Annotated in this window: 23 protein-coding genes; 15 read left to right on the top strand and 8 right to left on the bottom strand. The window is 45.4% G+C overall.

Going from position 1 to position 22,141, the window contains the following annotated elements:
- Positions 1-15: 15 nt before the first annotated feature.
- The 10 genes from cobT (at position 16) to IEY18_RS07120 (ending at position 7,734) form a co-directional block, all read left to right on the top strand.
- Positions 16-1,059: a nicotinate-nucleotide--dimethylbenzimidazole phosphoribosyltransferase gene (gene cobT, locus IEY18_RS07160; RefSeq protein ID WP_188919296.1), complete on the top strand. Its 1,044-nt coding sequence runs from the start codon at positions 16-18 to the stop codon at positions 1,057-1,059.
- 115 nt (positions 1,060-1,174) lie between these two features.
- Complete coding sequence (locus IEY18_RS07155) at positions 1,175-2,047, top strand: adenosylcobinamide-GDP ribazoletransferase (RefSeq protein WP_188919294.1); 873 nt, start codon at positions 1,175-1,177, stop codon at positions 2,045-2,047.
- Entirely contained in the window at positions 2,044-2,661 is a 618-nt protein-coding gene (gene cobU, locus IEY18_RS07150; protein WP_188919292.1) for a bifunctional adenosylcobinamide kinase/adenosylcobinamide-phosphate guanylyltransferase, read from the top strand. Before IEY18_RS07155 ends, cobU begins: the two co-directional genes overlap by 4 nt.
- Before the next feature lie 57 nt (positions 2,662-2,718).
- Complete coding sequence (locus tag IEY18_RS07145; protein ID WP_188919290.1) at positions 2,719-4,353, top strand: cobyric acid synthase; 1,635 nt, start codon at positions 2,719-2,721, stop codon at positions 4,351-4,353.
- Complete coding sequence (gene cobO, locus IEY18_RS07140) at positions 4,340-4,951, top strand: cob(I)yrinic acid a,c-diamide adenosyltransferase (protein WP_188919288.1); 612 nt, start codon at positions 4,340-4,342, stop codon at positions 4,949-4,951. Before IEY18_RS07145 ends, cobO begins: the two co-directional genes overlap by 14 nt.
- Before the next feature lie 84 nt (positions 4,952-5,035).
- The gene (locus tag IEY18_RS07135; RefSeq protein WP_188919286.1) at positions 5,036-5,827 is read left to right on the top strand and encodes a hypothetical protein; all 792 of its coding nucleotides are present in this window, start codon (positions 5,036-5,038) and stop codon (positions 5,825-5,827) included.
- 144 nt (positions 5,828-5,971) lie between these two features.
- A complete protein-coding gene (locus IEY18_RS17465) occupies positions 5,972-6,094 on the top strand; it encodes a hypothetical protein (protein WP_268244248.1) in 123 nt (40 codons plus the stop codon).
- Positions 6,095-6,205: 111 nt separating this feature from the next.
- The gene (locus IEY18_RS07130) at positions 6,206-6,613 is read left to right on the top strand and encodes a hypothetical protein (RefSeq protein ID WP_188919284.1); all 408 of its coding nucleotides are present in this window, start codon (positions 6,206-6,208) and stop codon (positions 6,611-6,613) included.
- A gap of 118 nt (positions 6,614-6,731) precedes the next feature.
- Positions 6,732-7,103 carry a hypothetical protein gene (locus IEY18_RS07125; RefSeq protein ID WP_229779771.1) on the top strand — a complete coding sequence of 124 codons (372 nt, stop codon included), beginning with the start codon at positions 6,732-6,734 and terminating at the stop codon, positions 7,101-7,103.
- 73 nt (positions 7,104-7,176) lie between these two features.
- Positions 7,177-7,734: a hypothetical protein gene (locus IEY18_RS07120; RefSeq protein ID WP_188919282.1), complete on the top strand. Its 558-nt coding sequence runs from the start codon at positions 7,177-7,179 to the stop codon at positions 7,732-7,734.
- A 277-nt stretch (positions 7,735-8,011) separates the two neighbouring features.
- On the opposite strand, the gene IEY18_RS07115 is transcribed toward IEY18_RS07120, so the two are convergent.
- The 3 genes from IEY18_RS07115 to trpB all read right to left on the bottom strand — a co-directional run bounded on the left by IEY18_RS07115 (position 8,012) and on the right by trpB (position 13,332).
- The gene (locus tag IEY18_RS07115; RefSeq protein ID WP_188919280.1) at positions 8,012-10,177 is read right to left on the bottom strand and encodes a M3 family metallopeptidase; all 2,166 of its coding nucleotides are present in this window, start codon (positions 10,175-10,177) and stop codon (positions 8,012-8,014) included.
- A 301-nt stretch (positions 10,178-10,478) separates the two neighbouring features.
- On the bottom strand, positions 10,479-11,774 hold the full coding sequence (locus IEY18_RS07110; protein ID WP_188919278.1) for a metal-dependent hydrolase family protein: 1,296 nt from the start codon (positions 11,772-11,774) through the stop codon (positions 10,479-10,481).
- Between the two features lie 355 nt (positions 11,775-12,129).
- Positions 12,130-13,332 carry a tryptophan synthase subunit beta gene (gene trpB, locus IEY18_RS07105; protein WP_188919276.1) on the bottom strand — a complete coding sequence of 401 codons (1,203 nt, stop codon included), beginning with the start codon at positions 13,330-13,332 and terminating at the stop codon, positions 12,130-12,132.
- 460 nt (positions 13,333-13,792) lie between these two features.
- Between trpB and IEY18_RS07100 the strand changes: the two genes are divergently transcribed.
- Entirely contained in the window at positions 13,793-14,617 is an 825-nt protein-coding gene (locus IEY18_RS07100; protein ID WP_188919997.1) for a cobalamin-binding protein, read from the top strand.
- 99 nt (positions 14,618-14,716) lie between these two features.
- Positions 14,717-15,097 (top strand): MAPEG family protein, encoded by a 381-nt coding sequence (locus IEY18_RS07095; RefSeq protein ID WP_188919274.1) that lies wholly within the window; start codon positions 14,717-14,719, stop codon positions 15,095-15,097.
- Between the two features lie 59 nt (positions 15,098-15,156).
- Here the strand turns inward: IEY18_RS07095 and IEY18_RS07090 are convergent, their stop codons facing one another.
- Positions 15,157-15,729 (bottom strand): TetR/AcrR family transcriptional regulator, encoded by a 573-nt coding sequence (locus IEY18_RS07090; RefSeq protein WP_188919272.1) that lies wholly within the window; start codon positions 15,727-15,729, stop codon positions 15,157-15,159.
- A 58-nt stretch (positions 15,730-15,787) separates the two neighbouring features.
- Positions 15,788-17,260 carry a coniferyl aldehyde dehydrogenase gene (locus tag IEY18_RS07085; RefSeq protein WP_188919270.1) on the bottom strand — a complete coding sequence of 491 codons (1,473 nt, stop codon included), beginning with the start codon at positions 17,258-17,260 and terminating at the stop codon, positions 15,788-15,790.
- A 384-nt stretch (positions 17,261-17,644) separates the two neighbouring features.
- Between IEY18_RS07085 and IEY18_RS07080 the strand changes: the two genes are divergently transcribed.
- The 3 genes from IEY18_RS07080 (at position 17,645) to IEY18_RS07070 (ending at position 19,317) form a co-directional block, all read left to right on the top strand.
- Positions 17,645-18,076, top strand: a complete 432-nt coding sequence (locus IEY18_RS07080) for a universal stress protein (RefSeq protein ID WP_188919267.1) — start codon at positions 17,645-17,647, stop codon at positions 18,074-18,076.
- Positions 18,077-18,174: 98 nt separating this feature from the next.
- A complete protein-coding gene (locus IEY18_RS07075; RefSeq protein ID WP_188919265.1) occupies positions 18,175-18,606 on the top strand; it encodes a universal stress protein in 432 nt (143 codons plus the stop codon).
- A 225-nt stretch (positions 18,607-18,831) separates the two neighbouring features.
- Positions 18,832-19,317 carry a hypothetical protein gene (locus IEY18_RS07070; RefSeq protein WP_188919263.1) on the top strand — a complete coding sequence of 162 codons (486 nt, stop codon included), beginning with the start codon at positions 18,832-18,834 and terminating at the stop codon, positions 19,315-19,317.
- A gap of 7 nt (positions 19,318-19,324) precedes the next feature.
- Here the strand turns inward: IEY18_RS07070 and IEY18_RS07065 are convergent, their stop codons facing one another.
- Genes IEY18_RS07065 through IEY18_RS07055 form a run of 3 tightly spaced genes read right to left on the bottom strand, consistent with a single transcriptional unit; the run spans position 19,325 to position 22,038 of the window.
- Entirely contained in the window at positions 19,325-19,873 is a 549-nt protein-coding gene (locus tag IEY18_RS07065) for a DUF924 family protein (protein WP_188919261.1), read from the bottom strand.
- Between the two features lie 16 nt (positions 19,874-19,889).
- The gene (locus IEY18_RS07060; RefSeq protein WP_188919258.1) at positions 19,890-21,473 is read right to left on the bottom strand and encodes a PH domain-containing protein; all 1,584 of its coding nucleotides are present in this window, start codon (positions 21,471-21,473) and stop codon (positions 19,890-19,892) included.
- The gene (locus IEY18_RS07055) at positions 21,433-22,038 is read right to left on the bottom strand and encodes a PH domain-containing protein (protein ID WP_188919256.1); all 606 of its coding nucleotides are present in this window, start codon (positions 22,036-22,038) and stop codon (positions 21,433-21,435) included. Before IEY18_RS07055 ends, IEY18_RS07060 begins: the two co-directional genes overlap by 41 nt.
- Positions 22,039-22,141: the final 103 nt, after the last annotated feature.

Raw genomic sequence — 22,141 nt, 5'->3', positions numbered from 1 at the left:
AAAAGGAAGTTTGTAATGTTTAAAATCACCCCTGTGGATCGCGCGCAACAAACGCAGATCCAACATCGCATCGATAATAAAACGAAACCAATTGGCGCCCTTGGCCAGCTTGAAACCATTGCCATGCAAATGGGTTTGGTATGGGGGGCTGATCAGGTGCAAATTAATCGACCTCAAATGCTTATTTTTGCCGCGGATCATGGCATTGCCAACTCTGGTGTCTCTGTGGTGGGTAGTGAAGTTACCGCGCAGATGCTGCAAAATTTTGTGCAGGGCGGGGCGGCGATTAATGTGTTCTGTAAGCAAGTCGGGCTTGATTTAGAAGTGATTGACTGCGGTATTATCCAGCCGTTGTCTAATGAGCCTTCAATTATCAATAGTCGTTTAGGGGGAGGCACTGGCGCTATCCATAAACGGGCGGCAATGACACTTGGCGCAGTGAAGCAGGGCTTTGCCATGGCTGATGATCTGATTGAGCGCCACCATCAAAACGGCACCAACTTGATTGCTTTAGGTGAAATGGGAATTGGTAATACTAGCTCTGCATCGGCCATTATGGCTGCAGTGTTGGATATCAGCCCAGCCGATTGCGTTGGCCGAGGTACAGGGATCAACGCACAAACCTTGAAGCGAAAACAAATGCTTGTTGAGCAAGCTTTGTTATTGCATCACTCGGAGTTGACCGATCCCTATAGTATTTTGGCCTGTGTAGGAGGCTTTGAAATTGTGCAAATGACTGGCGCAATGTTGGCTGCCGCCCAGCGAAACATGTTGGTTGTGGTGGACGGCTTTATTGCTTCGGTCGCCGCTTTACTTGCGGTAAAAATTGATGCCAATGTTCGAGACTTCTTAATCTTTTCCCATCAATCCGAAGAGAAAGGCCATCAATTGTTGCTGTCTCATCTTGGCGCCGTCCCTTTACTGAATCTTGGTTTGCGATTAGGGGAAGGGTCTGGTGCGGCATTGGCGTTCCCATTGCTCTATGCTGCCGCCAATTTTTACAATGATATGGCTTCCTTTGAAGAGGCTAATGTTGAGTCGGTGTTGCTGGATGATTAGCGCGTCTTGACGCTTTTTGAGGATGAACCGACGGGGTTAAACCCATCGTTTAGCCAATAGAACAACCCCTGTGATCATTTGGTACTGGATCATAGGGGTTTATTTTGAGGTAAGTATGGCTTTTCTTGTTTGCTGGCATCGGCAATTGATGTTGTTTTTTGTAGCGCTCGGTTTTTTTACTCGGATTCCAATGCCTCGCTGGGTGGTCGTCGATCGAATCGCACTAAACCAAGCGAATCGCTATTTTGGTGCTGTAGGCCTTGTTGTTGGCTTCATCAGTGCGGCGGTGTATTGGGCCGCAGCGATGATTTTCCCAGCGAGCGTTGCCATTATCTTAGCCATGATCTGTAGCATGTTCGTGACCGGTGGTTTTCATGAAGATGGGCTTGCAGATACCGCGGATGGACTCGGGGGCGGGTGGCGTGTTGCTGATAAGTTGAGAATTATGAAGGACTCTCGCCTTGGGAGTTATGGCGCTTTGGCATTAGTGAGCGCGCTTATTTTGAAGTGGCAACTCTTACTGGCGCTCAGTGGTCTTTCGGAAGCAACGGTTGTCAGCTCTGGATGGTATCAATGGGGGGATGTCCCCAAGCCTGATCATGTGATGTTGGCCATTATCATTGCACACACATTAAGCCGGGTTGTGGCGACAAGCCTTATTTTTTCAGAGCCCTACGTACAAGATGACGACAAGAGTAAGAGTAAGCCCTTGGCAGAAACGCAAACCGTAAATGACCTTTATGTGTTAGTGCTAACGGGTATCAGTGTTTGTTTTTTGGGTGTGAGTATATTGAGCAGTCGCGGTGGACTCGAGCCGTTCGAGAGTGTGTTGGCATTAGCATTCAGTGCGCTAATGGTGCGCTGGATTGCAGCTCGCTTCTTGCGGCGGCAAATTGGTGGGATTACAGGGGACACCCTTGGCGCTGTGCAACAAGTGAGTGAACTCGTTTGTTATGGCGTTTTATTTATGTGCTGGAGTGCAACATGATTACGCTGGTTTTAGGTGGTGCCCGTAGTGGCAAAAGTCGTTATGCCGAGTCATTCGTACAGCAGCTTGTACAGTCTCAGCAAGCGTCGAATCAACCGAATTTTCAATGTGTTTATATTGCGACGGCGCAAGGTCTCGATGCTGAAATGCGCCAGCGTATTGCGCATCATCAAACTGCACGTGCAGAGCAAACTATTACGTGGCAAACCGTTGAGCAACCGCGAAATCTTGCCGAGGCTATCGAGCAACACAGTAGCGACGACACTGTGATTTTAGTGGAATGCCTCAGCCTTTGGCTTAGCAATGAGCTGCTGGCGGAACTCGAACCATCGCACGTCATTGAGCAAGAATTTAATGAAGAAACCCTGTGGCAAGAGCCACCCTGTGACATGGTACCGGTTTGGCAGCCGGCAAGGTCGCGTTTGATGCAGGCGATAGAGTCGCATCGAGGTCACTTGATCTTGGTGAGTAATGAAGTTGGGCAAGGAGTTGTCCCCCTTGGAGAAATCAATCGCCGTTATGTGGATGAAGCTGGATGGCTCCATCAAGATATTGCAGCACAGGCCGATCGGGTTGTATTGGTGACCGCAGGAATACCGCAGATCTTGAAATAATGAAGGTCATTTAGACGGAAAGCCGCGTGCTGTGTTGAACTGGGACCGTTGTAAATCATGAGTAAGAGTTGTTGTACCTTGATGGTGCAAGGCACCACCTCTGATGCGGGCAAAACCACGCTAGTGGCGGGATTGTGCCGACTATTTGCCGACCAAGGCTATCGTGTTGCGCCTTTTAAACCGCAAAATATGGCATTAAATAGTGCTGTCACAGTGGACGGTGGTGAAATTGGCCGCGCGCAAGCACTACAAGCGAATGCTGCTAGGGTGGCATTTCATACTGATTTTAATCCCATCTTACTTAAACCGGGTTCAGATACCCGCTGCCAAGTCATCGTGCATGGCAAAGCCTTGACTTCTTTACAAGCTGACCAATTTTTTGGCAAGGCTAGTCAGCACTACAAACAGCTGGCGATGAAAGCTGTACTTGAGTCTTATGGCAGGTTAACTGAGCAGTATCAAATGGTGCTGGTGGAAGGTGCTGGAAGCCCTGCTGAAATCAATTTGCGCGCGCATGATATTGCCAATATGGGCTTTGCGGAAACAGCAGGTTGCCCAGTGATATTAATTGCCGATATTGACAAAGGTGGCGTGTTTGCACACTTAGTTGGGACATTAGCATTGTTGTCAGAATCTGAACGGCAACGGGTAAAAGGCTTTGTGATTAACCGCTTTCGCGGAGATATAAGCCTGTTGCAGTCAGGGTTAGACTGGTTAGAGCAGCATACCGGCAAACCGGTTCTTGGGGTATTGCCGTACTTGCACGATTTACATTTGGACGCTGAAGATGCATTGGTTGAACAACCGGCTCCGCAAAGTGAAACTATGCCTGCCACGCGTAAATTAAAAGTGCTGGTGTTGGTTTGGCCGCATATTAGTAACCATACTGATTTTGATCCCCTTCGACTTAACCCCAGTATAGATTTTCAGTACTATTCTTTGAAGCATGCAGCACAGCGCTATCAAGCTTTAGGAGAGTTGCCCAAGGTTGATTTAATCATTTTGCCTGGTAGTAAAAGCGTACGTCAGGACTTGGAGTTTATGCGTCATCAGGGATGGGATAGCGCAATTCTTAGACACCTAAGATATGGTGGGAAAGTGATTGGGATCTGTGGTGGATACCAAATGCTAGGGCATCGAATTGATGATCCTCTCGGGGTTGAAGGTCAAGCTGGTAGCAGCCAAGGATTGCGCGTATTGGATGTAGAAACCACATTGGCGGCGTCGAAACATTTAACTCAGGTCAGTGGCACGCTCAGGTTAGAAGGAGCGCAGCCAGCTCAGTTTAATGGCTATGAAATTCATTGTGGTGTGACGCGAGCGAGTCAATTGCCGGTGGATGACAGTGGTCACCTCTATACGTACCAGAGTAAACCGCGCCAAGCCCCTATCCAATTTAAGCGTCAAGCCAAGCCCGACTTAACCCATGCAAGTGATGGCGTGGTATCGCCTGATAATCAAGTACTCGGTACTTATATCCATGGGTTATTTGATGCGCCAGAGGCGTGTGCTCAAATGCTGCAGTGGGCTGGTGCAAAGGACGATCAAGCTGTGGATATTGGCGCAAATCGAGAAGCCCAATTGCAGCGATTAGCGACAACATTGGCGCAATCCCTTGATATGGAAAAACTCAATCAAATTTTAAATCGCTCAACAACTGATGAAAAGAGATCTTGCAATGACGACAGATAAAACGGAACAAAAAGCGCAACGCCATAAAAGCCGTCAGCAAAAAGTAAAAGCTGGGGTGGACGCAAAAATTGCCGCCGCACAGCAAGAAAAGGGAATCCTGCTCGTACTAACCGGGAACGGTAAAGGCAAATCCACGGCAGGTTTTGGCAGCGTGGTTCGCGCGGTTGGGCATGGAAAAAAAGCGGCAGTGGTGCAATTTATTAAAGGGACGTGGGGCTGTGGTGAGCGTAATGTGCTGGAACAGCTCGGTGTCGATTTTCATGTGATGGGTACAGGGTTTACTTGGGAAACCCAAGACCGAGAGAAAGATACGCAAGCTGCCGAAACCGCATGGCTTGCGGCAGAAAAATTACTGCAAGATGAATCGGTTGATTTAGTGCTACTCGATGAACTCACATATATGGTGAGTTACCACTATTTGGATGTCGAACGGGTGGTTCAAGCGTTAGCTAACCGACCTGCAATGCAGCACGTCATTATTACCGGCAGAGCATGCCATCGCCGTATCGTCGAGCTTGCCGATACGGTCAGTGATGTTACCCCAATCAAACATGCTTTCGAACAAGGCGTGAAGGCGCAGCAAGGGTTTGATTATTAGGTTTTTTATTGTCGCTGAAAGCATACATTGACATTAAGTAACCATAGTCTGGACTGCACCGAGTCTTATGTACATAGGGGAACTATGAAGCAACTATCGAGTTTTCTACTATTACTCGTTTTCATGAGTAATACAGCTCAGGCACTTGACCTAACTTACCACGATCCAGATAAAGCGATTAAGCAAGCGGAGCATGTACTCCAAGATGTGTTTTTCAAAGCTGATGCCAAGAGTGTTTATCTAGGAACTACTGGTACATTAAAGAGCGCAATTACCCCTGAAAACTTTCAGTTTCTAATTGAACAACTGGTATACAGTTATCCACATAAGAACATAACTATCTATGCTCATGAACTTTACGGTGCCGCCGAGAGAATAGCCGTTTTTGCAAAAAGCCAAGTACATGAGCAAACGCTTTTCTATTCTTTGTTCTTTAGCGGATCAGATATTCAAGGTTATAAACTGGAAAACCTTCGTATCACCTCTAATCCATTGCCTATTGGGGGGATGTATCAAAAGCTAGATACCCCAAAATATCTTGAATCGGAATTTCTTCTTAATCGTTTAATCGACCTTCCCAATTCAAAAGAAATTTCAATCGAAGCAGTAACAAAGACTTTCTTCGAAAGTGAAAACATATATGCCTATACCCTTAAATATCGTGCAGATGTGGACATGGAAAACCATCAAGCTCTTCAAGCTTTAGCAAAAGCTGTAATGGACTCATATGCTGGTGACAAAGCGACTGCTTACGGATCAGAGATTGCAGTAATGACTGTATCAAAAGCAAGTAGGTTGGATGATCCAAATAAGCCAATTCAGGCGTTCCGAACATTGTTTAAATACGAGGGTGGTGAATGGTTGAGGTGGAAATGAACATAACAAAAAAAGGCAATTGGACGCGCTATGCGCGCAATTGCTTTGAGCGTTACCCAAAGGGATTTTAATTCGAAACTAACTAGTTCGAATTAAAATTTCAACTCGGAAATGTCCACGTTCGTGGATAGGGGCGCTAGCACGATGATGCCCCAAAAAGAGTTTGAAGCCGCATCTTCACAAGATACTTTTTCTAATGGAAAGGCGTTTGGGTTGTCATCGATGAAGTTCGGACAACAGTACGTTGAGAAACTAGAAAGTATCTAAATAGATAAGGGCTTACCACGGTTCACAGTTTGAACAAGGTTATGCTAGGGTTGATGAAATTTGCGCTGCGTGTAAACGCGCATAATCAAGACTAAGCTGTAGCTGGATTCGATGGAATTAATCATAAAAATTATAATCAGGTTAGGGATAGGATCAGCGATCATTAGCACTCTTTTCATATTTTGGGGCGCTTCCATGTTTTCTGGCATGTGCGGTAACTACATCCACTCAAAAACAACGTCACTTGATGAAAAGTATGAAGCTGTCATTTTCCAAAGAGATTGTGGGGCTACAACGGGGTTTAGTACTCAAATTTCTATCATTAAATTTGGTTCTAAGTTGGAAAATGATCCTGGCAATATCTTTAGCATTAGCGGTCACCCCGAAAAAGTGGCACCAGAACTCGTTTGGATCAACACAAATACGTTACACATAAAGCATGATGTAACTGGCAACGAGTATTTATTAGAGGTTGATTTTGGCTGGTTCGAAAAGCTAAAAATAAAGTATGGTAAATAGTACAGCCCACCAAAGAGCATGATTCGTTCATAAAATCACAGGAACAATCTACGCTGGCTGGTGCTTTGCATAGTATAGTCAGCTCATATTTTTCCATATACAAAGCGTTGGTTTTTATATGAAGATTAGATTTGCATTTTTAAGTTTATTCATTGTTGTGAGGGGGGCGGTGGCTGCAAGCGAACTTGGTCCACCAGAGGGGGTATCGGAAGAAGATTGGAAGGCTTATCTAAATCTTAAAAAAGATAGGAAAGCCATGCTTAAGAAAAGGTTTGAAAACGAGCTGAGAATCGCTCCACCACTTCCTCCATGGAAAAAGCACCCAGATCATCAATCAGGTAGCATGTTTTGGCGAATGGGGGTGGGAGAAGAATATCTTACGGATTATTTTAGTGTGTACTTAAAATACGCGAGTGACGATGAACTAAAGGCCTATAAGCTAAAGTACCCTGCACCAAGAGGTTGGCAAGATTGGTATAAAGAGAACTAACAAGTGCATATGCTTACTTTAGCTTACCTGAAATGAGCTGGCGCATATTTTTACGTTTTTTCGAGGTAGTGCATTGAAATTTATAATTGGAATGTTTTTGACTGTTGTATTTATAAGTTTAAATGCTCACAGTTCAGACTCCCACTCTGTAGTTAATCAGAGTCAGGCGGATGAAATCGAAGAAATGTTTCACTATTTTAGCTCGGGTAAAAGATCTGTTTTTCAGTTATATAAATTTGGCGGCGTAGTCCTTATTCCTGGCAGATACTATATATCAGAGCATACAGAAAACAAGTTGAGTATGACTTCGTTAAAACTCGGTGGGCCAGGAGCTACATCATCAAGTGAAAGTGGCTCTATAGTTGTTGAAGTAAACTCTAAAAATGAAATGGTTTCGGTCTTTAAACAAAATGTAAATTATACTAAAAGAAAAGACCTTAGTTGTTATGGTTTTAAGCAGTTGGTAGGGGAAAGTGATGACTTTGGAAACATTCTTCTTTTGTATAATGAGGATGAATATTTCTTAATGATTGACAGCAATCCGGCTATATTTGAAGTTGTTTTAGCCTCATTCGAGGCAAAACACAGGAATGATAATAAAAATGCATGTTTCTCGTGGCCACTCGAATAGTATCCCAAATGGTTTCAATCTAACTAGCAAGTTTATTGCTAATTAGGACCTTGATATTCCTATTTGGATAGATATAACCGGAGAGTTAATAAAGATAACCAGCAAGTGTAGCCGACACCTTTTCACGCTAGTGAAAGAACATGCCGCTTTTCTGGTTAACTGATATTTTCTTCATTTTTATAGTTTGGCTGTTCGGCGTGGATGATCAGTAAATCGAATTAGCACTCATAAAAAAACCGGAGGCAATCGCCTCCGGTTTGTGGTTAAGCAAGGATATTTAAAGTAGTCCACGGCGAATTAGCAAGCCTTCAACTTCTGGTTTTGCGCCTTTGAAGTTTAGGTACTGCTGGTTCGGGTCGATTGAGTTGCCTTTGGAGTAGATGGTTTCGCGAATTTTGTCGCCATACTCACGGGTTAAACCGCCATTCTTTGCCATGTAATTAAATGCATCTGCGGCAAGCACTTCACTCCACATGTAGGCGTAGTAGCCCGCAGAATAGCCGCCGGCAAATACGTGTGCAAAGTAGTTAGACTTGTAACGTGGTGGCACGTAATCAGATTTTACGCCATTTTTACGGAGCGCTTTGTCTTCAAAATCAGCGAGTGACTCAATTTTAGTGCCGGGTGCGATGCTGTGCCATTCCATATCTAGCAAAGCTGCAGCAACATATTCGAGGCTATCGAAGCCTTGGTTGAATTTGTTTGCGGCGAGCATTTTGTTCAGTAGATCTTGCGGAATTGATTCTCCCGTTTGGTAGTGCTTGGCGTAGTTTGCCAATACATCAGGGTGAATTGCCCAATCTTCTTGGAACTGTGATGGGAACTCAACATAATCGCGTGAGACAGCCGTACCCGCAAGCTTTGGATACTTCACGTCTGATAACATGCCGTGCATGCCGTGGCCCATTTCATGGAACATGGTGGTCACGTTATTAAAGCTAACCAGTGCGGGTTGGCCTTCAGCTGGCTTAGGAATGTTCATTACATTCACAATGACTGGCTTTTTGCCGAGTAAGTGGTTTTGGCCTACGAATGCGTTCATCCACGCGCCACCACGTTTCCCTTCACGGGCAAAGTAGTCTGCGTAGAATAGACCGATACTGGTACCGTCTGCTTCGAACACTTCATAGGTACGCACATCAGGGTGATAAGTCGGTAGATCGTTACGCTCTTTAAAGGTGATACCGAACTGACGCTCTAGTGCGTAGAAGATACCCTTTTCTAGTACGTTGTTGATTTCGAAGTAGTTACGAACTTCTGATTCATCCAGATCATACTTTTGAGCACGAACCTTTTCAGCGTAGTAGGTCCAGTCCCAAGGTTTTAGGTCGTGTTGGACACCCGAAGCGCTCATGAGTGCTTTGAGTTCAACTGCTTCCAACTCATTTTTAGCGACAATTTTTGGCGCCATATCACCGAGCATGGTTAGCACTGCATCTGGCGTTTTTGCCATTTGGTTGTTCAGTACATAGGTCGCCCAGTTTGGGTAGCCCATCAACTTGGCTTTTTCTGCTCGTAATTCGGCGAGACGAATTGCAAGTGGACCATTCAGATCCATGCCTCGATTCGCTGATGCTTGCCATACCTTTTCACGCAACTCGCGATTATCTAAGCTGGTCATGATAGGTTGGCGAGTGGTGTTTTGGAGCGTGATTAAGTATTTGCCTTTCATGCCTGCGGCTTCAGCTGCAGCCGCCAAAGACGCTATTTTTGTATCAGGTAAACCCACCAGTTGCGCTTTATCTTCAACGATGACAGCGGCGTCTTTAGTCACCTTCATAAGGTTTTGACCAAAATCGTTGGTTAGTTTGGCAAGTTCAGCATTGAGCTCTCTTACCTTGGCTTTTTGCGCGTCATCGAGCTTAGCACCAGCACGAACAAAACCTTTGTAAGTCAGTTCGGTGAGGCGCTTATCTTCGCCTGTTAACTTATCGATATTGTTATAAACGGCTTCAACACGAGCGAACAGCTGAGGATTTAAATCAATGTTATCGCCATGTGCTGTGAGTAGCGGGATCACCTCAGACTGGATGGCTCGAACGTTTTCACCAGAAATGGTACCGGTAATGTTGAAAAACGCCCCTATTGCGCGTCGTAAAAGTGCGCCCGTTTTTTCCATGGCGACAATGGTGTTATCAAACGTTGGCGCATCGCTATTGTTTGCGATCGCAGCAATCTCATCAGCTTGCGCTTGGATGCCTTGTTTAAAGGCTGGCAGGTAATGATCGAGTTGGATCTTATCGTATTGTGGCGCTTCGTATTGAAGGCTACTTTTTACCAGTAGCGGGTTGTTTAATGTGTCCGCTGGGACTGCTTTTGTCTCTGCAGCGGCTACTTTTGTGTCAGCTTGTTTGGCATTTTTTGATGGCGAGGTTTGTGTTTCGCCACAGCCAGTGAGTACTAAAGAAGCCCCAACAGCTAATGCAATTAATGATTTTCGCATGGAAGTTTCCCTGAAATTATAATTTTTTTGGTGATACCCAATTTTTACACGCAATACTCTACCTTAACTGCCCCTAAGAACCTAAGCGCTGGCGGCTCTAAGGTGTAAGAACGAGACATGGATTGAGTTGTTAACAAATCGCTAATCTTGACTTGGCATATTTGGCGCAGGTTTTGGTGATTTTTTGATGGTCATTACAGCGGTGATGAATACAAGGCTGAACGGGGTTGCCATTGAGCTTGTTCATTCAAAAAGGAGCCGCAGCTCCTTTTGGGTTGAAGTCCGTAGAAATCAGCTGGTTTTATTGCTTATAGACGGTGCCACCTTTCATGACGAAATCGACGTCCAGCAGTTCTTCAATATTTTTTAGCGGGCTTGCATCCATTGCAATGATGTCGGCATATTTTCCGGCCTCTAGTGTTCCTAGCTTATCGCTCATACCAGCGAGATCAGCACCATTGACTGTGGCAGATTTGAGTACATCAGCGGTTGTCATGCCAGCTTGGTGCATCAGTACGGCTTCTTGGGCGTTGATTCCATGTTTTGAAACCCCGCTATCGGTTCCAAACGCAATTTTAACCCCTGCTTTGTATGAAGCTTTGAAGCTTTTTTGCATGTCTGAACCCACGCGAATTGCTTTGGCTTTTACTGCTGGCGACATAAAGCTTGAATTTTTGGCCATTTCCACTGCAGTTGCCCCTGCAAGTAAAGTCGGCACTAGATATGCGCCAGACTTTTTGAACAGTTTGATGGATGTCTTGTCGGCATAACTTCCGTGCTCAATACTGTCGACCCCCGCTCGAAGCGCGGCGTTAATTCCGTCCGCAGCGTGGGCATGGCTTGTGACTTTACGTCCAAGGCTATGGGCTGTATCGACTATCTCTTTGAGTTCATCATCCGTCATTTGCTGACCGGTGCCGGTGTTGGTATCTGACAATACGCCTCCGGTTGAGGCAATTTTAATGACGTCGGCACCATACTTGATGACATCACGAGTGACTTTTCGGCACTCATAAGGGCCGTCACAAAGGCTTTCCAGTGATTTGATATGGAGAATGTCGGGCGCCATTCCATCTGCATCTAGGTGTCCGCCGGTGACAGAAATCGCCGCACCTGCAATGACGCGAGGTCCATCAATCCAGCCTTTGTTTATGCCGTCGCGGAGTGCATACATCTGCTCGGTTTGGCTTCTGAGATCACGGACGGTAGTGAAGCCAGCCAAGAGGGTTTTCTTGGCGTAGTACACACTACTCATGGCAAGGTCTGCATCGGATTGCTTCAGCATATTTTTATCGTTGTCTGGGCCGAATTCAGCTTGTAAATGAACATGCATATCCATCATACCAGGCATGACAAAGCTGCTGGATAAGTCGATTAGCTGTGCATCTTGGCCATAGTCACTCGCAGCAACAAACCCTGAACGAACGGCTTTGATATGGCCATTTTCAATAATGACAGATTGTTTTGTCAGCGGTTTTTTGCCCGGTACCGTCAATAGCTCTCCTGCGTGTAACACTTGAATAGCCGCGACGCTAGAGACACTAGTTAATGCGCAGGCTGAGGCGACGAGTAACGAAATCAGGTTTACTTTTATCATTATTAGTCCTGTTATTTTTGGCATGGGAATCGCTTTGCATGGATTGCAGTTTGCAGCAAGGCATACGGGATGTCGATGTTCAAGCGAATGATTAATATAGCGTAAACCTCAAATATGTAAACTTATATTCACATTGCGAGAGGGCATAAGACGTTGTGGCTTGTTGATAGATGATATGAAAAGGTAGTTTTTAATCTGTTGTGGTCGGAGGGGGCAGGGGTTCTGATTGGGCAAAGGGCTTGCGCCGCGAGGGGGGGATGCTTGGTTGAGTTCAAGGCAAACCTACAAGAAAATAAGACAAAAAAGTGCCAATCCTGAATCGGTTGGCACGGTCTTTTGCAGGTGTTTATGCGCGTTATAGGCCTAACTTGTCAGCCACATAATCGGCGTCTTTATCACCACGGCCAGAGAGATTTACCAAGATGCGTTGTTCTGGAGCCATCTCTCGTGCTTGACGCATAGCCCAAGCAACGGCATGGGCGCTTTCTAGAGCCGGTATAATGCCTTCGACCTGTGATAGGGTCATAAATGCATCAAGACACTCTTGGTCTGTGACCGATTGATATTGAACGCGTTCAATATCTTTCAGGTAGCTGTGCTGCGGGCCGACACCAGGATAGTCGAGTCCGGAGGCGATTGAGTGAACCGGTAATGGTTCTCCATTTTCGTCTTGTAGCACGTAGCATTTAAACCCATGAATTGCGCCTGGGCTGCCGAGTGTTAATGTGGCCGAGTGACGATGGGTATCTAAACCTTCGCCGGCTGGCTCTACTCCAACAATTTTTACGTCTTCATCTTCTAAAAAGGCAGTAAACAGTCCGATGGCATTTGATCCGCCGCCGACGCATGCAGTAATGACATCGGGTAATTGATTAAACTTCGTTTGAAATTGCTCACGTGCTTCGCGACCAATAATGCTTTGGAAGTCTCTGACCATTGCTGGGAATGGATGCGGGCCAACGACTGAACCAATGGCATAGATATAGTCTGTTGGATTTTCTAGGTAAGCAACAAATGCACTATCAACCGCATCTTTTAGAGTCGCGGTGCCTTGGGTGACGGCGACCAATTTACAACCTAAGATTTTCATCTTGGTGACATTCGGATGCTCTTTTTCAATGTCGACTTGGCCCATATGTATTTCGCAGGGGATCCCGACTAATGCGCAGGCTGTCGCAAGCGCGACGCCATGCTGGCCAGCGCCGGTTTCTGCGATGACTTTCTTTTTACCCATATGCTTGGCTAGTAGTGCTTCGCCAAGACAATGGTTAATTTTGTGCGCACCGGTGTGGTTCAAATCTTCTCGCTTGAGATAGATCTGGGCCCCCCCGATTTGGTCACTTAATCGTTTGGCATGATAAACTGGGCTTGGACGACCTACATAGTCTTGAAATAGCTGCATGAGCTCATCTTGGAACGCTTGGGTTTGTCGAATTTCTTCGTAAGCCAAGCTGATATCATCCATGGCTTGTTTTAGCTCTGGAGGAATAATTTGGCCACCATACTCACCAAAATAGCCTTCGCTATTGGGCATTGGGGCGAATTCGAACTTGCTCATACTACCTCTCTATATCATGCTTGCATTTATTAGATTCATGGTGAAAACACGTCCCCAATATATCCTAGGGAGGTGATTAGACAAATGGCAATTAGTATAAGTTTGATCTTTAGCATGCTTGCAGACAATATATATTGTTACCAATAAAGACAAAGGCTTAGAGCTAGGTTTATCTCGATCTTTTTCTTGTGTATTCCGCATACGCTTTTGTGTGATTAGCGAGTGTTTTACGCCTAATTGAGATAGGGTTTGGCGGGAAAAAATTGCGGTAAAGGAAACGTCACGAGGATGCGATTTCCTGCTGAGAGTTTCGCTATTCTAGCCTTGGCTGTGTTATTTTAGCTGCAGATAATCTAGCTAGCCCTTTACACCTATAGGAATAAATGTGAGTCGTTTCGATTGCTTCCAATCTAAGTATTACCGTTTTCAATGTGCCTTTGCTCGACATTTTAGAACATTCATGTTGCTGCTCTCTGTGCTGGGTTGTGGTTCAGCCACTGCGGAAGGTGTACCCGCGAAACGGGTGGTTGCTTTATCTCCCCATAGTGTCGAAATGTTATTTGCAATTGGTGCTGGTGATACCATCGTGGCAACGACAGAACATGCAGATTATCCGCAAGCGGCAAAACATATTGATCGCATTGGCGGTTATCACGGTATTCAAATAGAACGAATTATCGAGTTGAATCCAGATCTAATTGTGATTTGGGATAGCGGCAATAAAGCCGAGGATATTCAGAAGCTACGACAGTTAGGTTTTCAACTCTACGGCAGTGATCCGCATACCTTAGCGGCAGTTGCAGATGATTTGTTAAATTTGGGGGAGCTAACGGGTCATCGGCAGCAGGCAGAGCTTGTCGCAGCGGACTATTTGCAGCAACTGCAAGCTTTGAGAGCTACGAATCAGCAAAAAGCGGAAGTCTCCGTTTTTTACCAGCTTTGGTCAACACCGTTAATGACGGTTGCGAAAGACAGTTGGATCCAGCAAATCATTGATGTTTGTCATGGGAAAAATGTGTTTGAAAATGCGGATACCGATTATCCTCAAATTAGTGTAGAGAATGTGCTGGTACGGCAGCCTCAGGTGATTTTGCAGACGCAAGATAAAGGCAATGCAAATGGAGTCGATTGGTCACGATGGCCGGAAATACCGGCCGTTGTGGATAATCAAATCTACCAACTTAATGCCGATTTATTGCACCGCGCTGCGCCACGGGCATTACTGGGAATACAGTCAGTTTGTGATGTATTGGATCAAAGCCGAGCAGAGCTTAGCGCTAAATAACGCCTTGTGAAATAGTTGCGAGACGGCAGCCATGAAATGCCAAGCCGTGTTGGCAAAGTAAACTTAAAATAAGGCTTATCAACTTGTGAGGGACAATCTATGCAAACCCTATTGATCTGCTTGTTTATTGCGATGTTACTACCTTATGTGGCGAAAGGACCCGTTGGCATCGCCATGGCTAAACTTGGATATGACAACCAGCACCCACGTGAGCAGCAGAGTCAGTTGACTGGTTATGGCGCGAGAGCTGTTGCTGCCCATCACAATAGTTTTGAGTCTTTAATTATTTTTGGCTTAGCCGTGGTTGCGGTGATTGCAGCTGGAAAAGCCAATGATGCTGCAGCGGCCTATGCCGTGGTCTACGTGGTGGCTCGCCTTGCATATATCGGTTTTTATCTTGCGAATTTAAGTACATTGCGATCTTTGGTGTGGTCCGTTGGGATCTTCTGTTCTTTTGCAATTTTATGGCAGGCCATTTAAATCGCGCCCATCGGCTTCTATCAAGTCATTAGCGCTTGAGCGTGTCTTGATTCCACGGCCTACTTGGCAATGGAGCGCCACATCATCGTAAAACTGGCTTCACGGTGAGCCGCATCACCCCATTTTTCTGGATTTTCAATAAAGAATTGTGCACTAGCCAAGTATTGGCCATGGCAATTGGCCAACATGAGGTGCAATGGATGTTTCGCGAGCAAACCCAACACTTGCCCCTGTTGTAGCATCGTCGAAAGGAACCCTAGGGTTTCATGCATGGCCTGTTGTCGAATGGACTCAGACACCGCCGGAGACAATGAATACTGTTGGAAAAATGATTGGCGCAATGGGTGCTCTAATGCCCATTGAATCGCGGCTTGCCATAAATGCTCTGTATCTCGCTTAAAGTCACCACTGTGGAGCATTTGGGCTTGAATACCATCTGCAAACCCTTGCTTTATATTGAGAAACAACTGATTCATCAAGGCTTCTTTTGATGAGAAATGATGAAACAACGTTCCTGTTGCCACGCCTGCAGCTTTGGCTATCGAGGCTGTGGATGTCGCATAAAATCCTTGATGCACAAACAAGCTGAGCGCAGTGTCGAGGATTTGCTGTTTCTTCGTTTTATCTGACATGTGGGACGATTCCGTCATGGGCATCAATAACATAAAAAACGTGGTGACATCATTATCATTAGCGCATAAAGAATTTGATGAGTAATTTTTGCATCCAACCATAGGGCGGGTGAACCAGCTTTCCGGTGTTTAGCTTGCCACGACTCAATATTGTTTTGGCATGACTAAAGGTTTGAAAGCCTTCCTTACCATGGTAATGCCCCATACCGGATGCGCCGATGCCACCAAATGGCGCATCGTCAGCTGCGACGTGAAATAGGGTTTCATTCACGCAAACTCCACCAGAATGGGTTTGCTGCAGTACTTGTTCCGTAATCTCTGCATCAAAGCTCATTAGATATAAGGCCAGTGGGCGCGGTCGCTGATTCACATAGTCGATGGCTTGCGTCAGGCTTTGATAACCGATAATTGGGAGTAACGGCCCAAAAATTTCTTGCTGCATCACGAGCATTTGATCCGTTGTATCGGTGATTAGTTGAGTCGGGATTTTGCGACTTTGTGGGTCAATGTCTTGATCGTTCGCGCTGGTGATGTTTGCCCCTTGTTGTTTTGCATCTGCTAACGTGTCTAGCAGCCGTTGAAATTGGCTCTGATTAATCACCGCGCTGTAATCAGCATTGTGATTGAGATCGCCACGATACATACGCTGAAATTGTCGCTTGTATTCTTCGACAAATGCAGCAACTTGATGTTCTGGACAAAGCACATAATCAGGAGAAACGCATATTTGGCCTGCGTTTAAGCATTTGCCGTATATCAATCTCTCGACAGCCGTAGCGATGGGCATATCTTCGGCAATGATGACGGGTGATTTTCCACCTAGCTCTAAGGTTACAGGGGTTAAGTTCTGGGCTGCAGCGGCCATGACATGTTTTCCGACACGGGTGGATCCGGTAAACAGTAAATGGTCAAAAGGAAGTGCCGAAAACGCGGCGGCTACATCTGCTTCCCCTTCAATGATGGTTACCCATTCCGGAGAATAGATATTTTCAAGCATGGCCGTTAATGCCTGATTGGTGGCGGGGGTAAATTCAGATAGCTTTAGCATCACCCGATTGCCTGCGGCCAATGCGGTAATAAGTGGCCCTATCGATAACATGACGGGGAAGTTCCAAGGCACGATGATGCCAATAACACCAAGCGGTTGATATTGAACTTTTATCTTTGCTGGTGCCAATAATAGTCCTGCATGTCTGGATTCCGGCTTCATCCACTTTTTTAGTCGCTTCAAGGTGTAATTGATGTTGTTTATACAGGGCAATATATCTGAGATGAGGGTGTCGTCTTTTGAGCGGTGGCCATAGTCTTGGGCCAATGCATGGATAATGGCATCTTGGTGTGTCATTAATGCTTGTTTGAGCTGCTTTAGTTTCTGGATGCGTAAAGAAAGTTCGGGTGCGGGATGACGTTGGTAATCACTTCGTTGAACCGTGAGTTTTTGCGCTAGTTGTGCACTGATCTCTTGTGTTGTCATACAGTTCATCTCGCAATCCTTTTTGATTAAATATGGTGAAATTGCATCCACCTGCATGGATTAATTCTGATTAATAATTAATCGACTGATTAGTCAGTCAAAGGCTATTAAAACAACGTTAATCTGTCAAGATATCGCTGTCAATTGTGATCTGGATCATGTTTGATTTGTTTGGCTAGTTCTAGACTTTAAGTAGAGGGGAGTACATTTATTGAGCAACTATGATGCATTTTAAAGATATGTTTTTAAAGCTCTTTATCTGTTCTTAGTGGTCAATATGTGCTGTTAATACTCCTGGCGGAGTCTGGTGTTCGGCAGGAATAATGGATAAACAACAAGTTAACGATATTTAACCATTTTTGACACACAAACCTGCTTTACTGTGGTTGAGATAAATTGATAACTGACTTGTTCCGATGACTTCAAAAAGAGGAAATAATCATGCGTACTCGTCAAATATTATGTCCGACTGATTTCTCTGAAACAGCTTCTCATGCATTGAAGTATGCCATTGAAATGGCCAACTTTTACAAAGTAGGCTTTCGACTACTGAATGTGATTGAGCAACCCTATGGTGATGAGAACTATCAAATTCTCGCAATCACTCCTGAAGAGCTCGCTGAAAACATGGAAGAAGATGCCGCCGCACGTATGCGCGATATTTTAAGCGAGTTAAATAGCGATTTACCAATAGAAACCGTATTGCGCCACGGCTCACCCGCGACACAGATCCTTGAGGAAGCGAAAGACTCTGATGTTGGCATGATTGTGATGGCGAGCCATGGTCGAACAGGTTTGTCCCACTTCTTACATGCAAATGTCGCGGAAGAAATTGTCAATAAAGCGGCTTGCCCAGTGCTTGTGGTGAAGTAAACACGGTTTTTAGCTCTATTTAGCGGGAATACTAAATCGCGAGGTCAATGCCTGAGGTTGCAGTGGCACCTCTAGGATGGCCAAAGGAGGGATTCATTATGCGTACTCGTCAAGTTTTATGCCCAACTGATTTTTCTGAGACTGCAAACCATGCGTTGAGCTATGCAGTTGAGATGGCAAATTTTTACAAAGTAGGATTACGTATCCTGCATGTAATTAGTAAGCCTTATGGTGAAACTAACTATGGGATTGTATCGATTACACCCTCAGAGTTAGAGAAGTATACGGAAACCTATGCGGCTGAAAAAATGCGTGATGTACTTGCACATTTACAAACACACCTAAGAGTTGAGACGATTATTCGTCGCGGATCTGCGGTCGGCCAAATCCTTGAAGAAGCCGAAAACGTGGATGTCGGAATGATCGTGATGGCTAGTCACGGACTGACTGGTGTTGGTCATTTCCTTCATGCAAGTGTGGCTGAAGAAGTGGCTATCAAAGCTAAAAAACCCGTGTTAGTGGTTAAATAGTAAGTCCACCTTGATGTGATAGTCGCGCCTGTATTGCAAGTGTCTGCTATCATTAAAATACTGGCAGGGTCGAGAAGAAAAGACCGAGGATTGAGGCCGTATAGCCCAAACCCTTGATGCTTACCTCTCGGACCTGCCTTTCTATTTGCCTCATTCCTGCTTTCCATTCGCTTTTGTCATTGTTAATCTTAGCTTTTCATTCTGAGTTGCTAGGCCGTATTTGTTATGAGTTTATGGAAAGAACTATACGATATTATCGATAAAGAGCGCGGCCGTTGGTTGCAAACCTCAGCTGAGAAAAATGCCCTGTACTTTGAAATTAAAGCCAATTTAGCTTTTATGATGGACGCCCTAGAAACAGGGCTTGATGAGCAAATGATTGTTGCTGGCTTTGAGACGAAAGCGTTTGAAAAGGCGTTGGTCACTGGGATTGAGCTTCCTGCCAAAACGGGAAAAACGGTACCGAACTCGTTTATTGGGAAGTACAAAGAGTTCAAGCCCTATATCGGTCAAGATAGTCGATTTTTAATTGAACGCTTGTATCTTAAAATTAGTGTATTGCAACGCGTTGTCCGCTCGAGTCAGGCTGCGCAAACTACTCGCCGAGCCAAGAATGCTTTGCCTGTATCCACATTAAAGCTTAAAAGCTTATTTCGTTTTTTGGTCTTTGTGGTTGCGTTTTTAGACAACAAACCTCTAGCTCAACTCTAGCTGGGGTTTAGAAGCCCGAGCCCGGTTGTTTTAAAAATTCTATTTCTTCTACTGTTGATTCTCGCCCCAAAATTGCATTGCGATGAGGATAGCGACCAAAGCGATCAATGATAGCTTTATGACTGATTTCAAATGCAAGGTTATCTTTTGCGGCCTCACGGGAAAACAACTGGATGGCGACTTGATGGATCAGCTTTGATTCGCTATGCATGTACGGCATGTAGAGAAAGGGAACTTGAGGAGGCGATAACTCAAAGTCAGCCTGAATCGCCACAGCCTCTTGTGCTAGCACTAACGCCATGCCATCTGAAGCAAAGCTCTTAGGGTGATCACGATAGATATTTCTCGAAAACTGATCAAGCACAATAATTTCTGCAAGTCGGCCTTGCGCTGTTGCGCGCCAAGTGTATAGGTCACCCTGTTTTGCGGCCATAAGCAACGGCTCAAATCGCTTGCGGATTTTGTCATCAAAAGCCTCATCCTTCACCCACCATTGTTTGGGCTCTATTTCATAAAACCAAAACTCTAAAACATCGGTTGGACTGTGATTTGGCATGTCTGACCCCTTGGTTTTAAATCCAGTTGCGGTTGTCGGATGTCACTAAGGATAGTGCATGTTCTGCGATTGCTCTTGCTTGTGACAGTTCAATATATGGTAGTTCTAATGTACCGCTGGCAAGGCCAATATAGAGTGTTGCCAGTCCACGTTTTCGCTGCGATGGAGTTTGCATCAGGTTAACATGCTGAACCTTACTAAGGGGTAAGCAGTGCCATGCGCGGGCGAAAGTGCCTTTGTGTATCCAAAGATCGTTGTCCGACTTGTGAAAGCCCCATTGCCTATACGTGAGATAATTAACCGCGATCATGATACCGACCACTAGCATGATTATCGGGGCAAGCTCAGGGATCCCAAGCCACTGTACACTGGCCGCGCTGATTATCGTGGCTGCCAGTATCAACCAGCTCAACCGACGCCAAAACCATAGTGGGTGGATACCCTGTCGTTGTGGCGGTAAAGCGTGTGCTTGTATCGAGAGTTGCTCAAGCTGTGGTAAGAGGTTAGCAATATCATGGCTACTCATACTGGGCACAAGCATGTGCTGGCCCCGCTTTTCAACTTCATGGCCTTTCACTTGTTTGAAATCAATGGTCCAAAGTTTAAATATCCGTCCGAAGATAGGCTGACTAAACCGCACAACCTGAATACGCTTTAGGCGCATAGCATCATGCTGTTTAGCAAGTACTCCACCTGTGCGATGCAATGTGTCTTGTTGCAAACTTAACTTGTATGGGAAGTACTTTAAAATGGCCGATACAATAGAAATCATTGAAAACAGCATGTAGCTTAAAAGGATCGCGAGGATCACCACGATGGCTTGCAAGCCTATATTGCCCTGGGTGATCGCCAGATACCAATCGAGGCCATCGTTGACAGCTTGGATTTCTAAGATGTCTTCCCATGGCAATTGGCTAAATATCGGACCCGCAATAATTGCAAACCATAAAAAGTTGTTTTGATAGAAACCAAATTTAATTAAATCTGTAAAAGATTTGCTGACCAAGGTGCTCGATGCCAATCCCTGCGCAGTATTGGCTGTAGAAATCGTGTGTTCTGAACTCGCTATGTTTTGGGCTGCGTCAGAGTTAAGAGATGTATGTGCCTGCTGACTCGCCGCGAGCAATTGCTTTTTCAAGCGAATTGCATGACGGTAGGGGATTGCTGCTAAGCTGGCTTCGTCATGCTTTGAGCCTGCGGTTTCAACCACCAGACTATACAGACCTACGGGTCGGAAATAGAAGGGTTGCTGCATCCGAACATTTTGAATTTTATTGAAAGGGATTTTATCGGCTTTCGTGAATAACAGGCCGCTCAGAATATCCAATTGTTGGTCTTGCAATCGATATCTAAATTTTAGCCACTTCACAATGGAAGCCACGAGGATGAGCAGCAAAATAGCTGAAGTCGCAGCAATCATCCATGGTGAGTCAAATCCCTGATTCCAGCCGGTATAGACAAAGGGCAAAATAGCATAGGCGTTCGTGAGCAAAAGTCGAAAATTATTGAAAGTGAAGCTAACCACAGACCATGGCGATAGCTTAGTCCATTGAGAAAGCTTACTGCCCATCGGTAATCCCTTCAGATTCAGTGTCGACATTGTCGGCAACCAGCCCTGCCTGAGTGAGCAAATGTTGTCGCAGTTGCTCTGCTTGGGATTTTTCGAGCCCTGGTAGGTCAATCTCGGCGCTGCCACTGCCAGCACTAAAGCATTTGAGTGTGGAGAGTTGAAAACGCCTCTCTATGGGCCCCTGACTTAAACTGACATGTTGTAATCGTGTGTAGGGTAGCGAAATGCGTTGTTGCCAGATGATTCCTTTTTGTAAGAGTAATTCATGCTGGCATACACCAAATGCCAATCGTTTCGATTGAGCCTGCCGAACGAACCCTGTGATAATTAACATGATAAATAGGCCACTAACGATACTGAGCACGAGCATTGTCGGGAGCCCTAGAATCACCATTGTGACTAGAGTGGCAATGGTCAGGACGACGATGGCTAAAAATAGATGTTCTAACGCGAGTGCAGAACTATAGCGAGGATCAACGGGAGTGAGCTGAACCTGATCAAAACCTTGCCACTGGCGCGTAGAGAGTATGGTGTGGTCGACTTGAGCTGTGGCTTGCTCATTGCGCTGTGGCGGACGTTGATTGTCACTGGTCATGCAATTCCCTTTCGTCTCATTTTGACTTGATGCTTATCTGTGTTTTAGACCCAATTTACTGCAATCTATGATGAAAGCCTATGGCTAGAAACATTCCGCAACA

The organism is Shewanella gelidii, from assembly GCF_014647855.1.
In the GTDB taxonomy this organism is placed as follows: Bacteria; Pseudomonadota; Gammaproteobacteria; order Enterobacterales; family Shewanellaceae; genus Shewanella; species Shewanella gelidii.
This window is presented reverse-complemented; position numbering and strand designations above follow the sequence as displayed.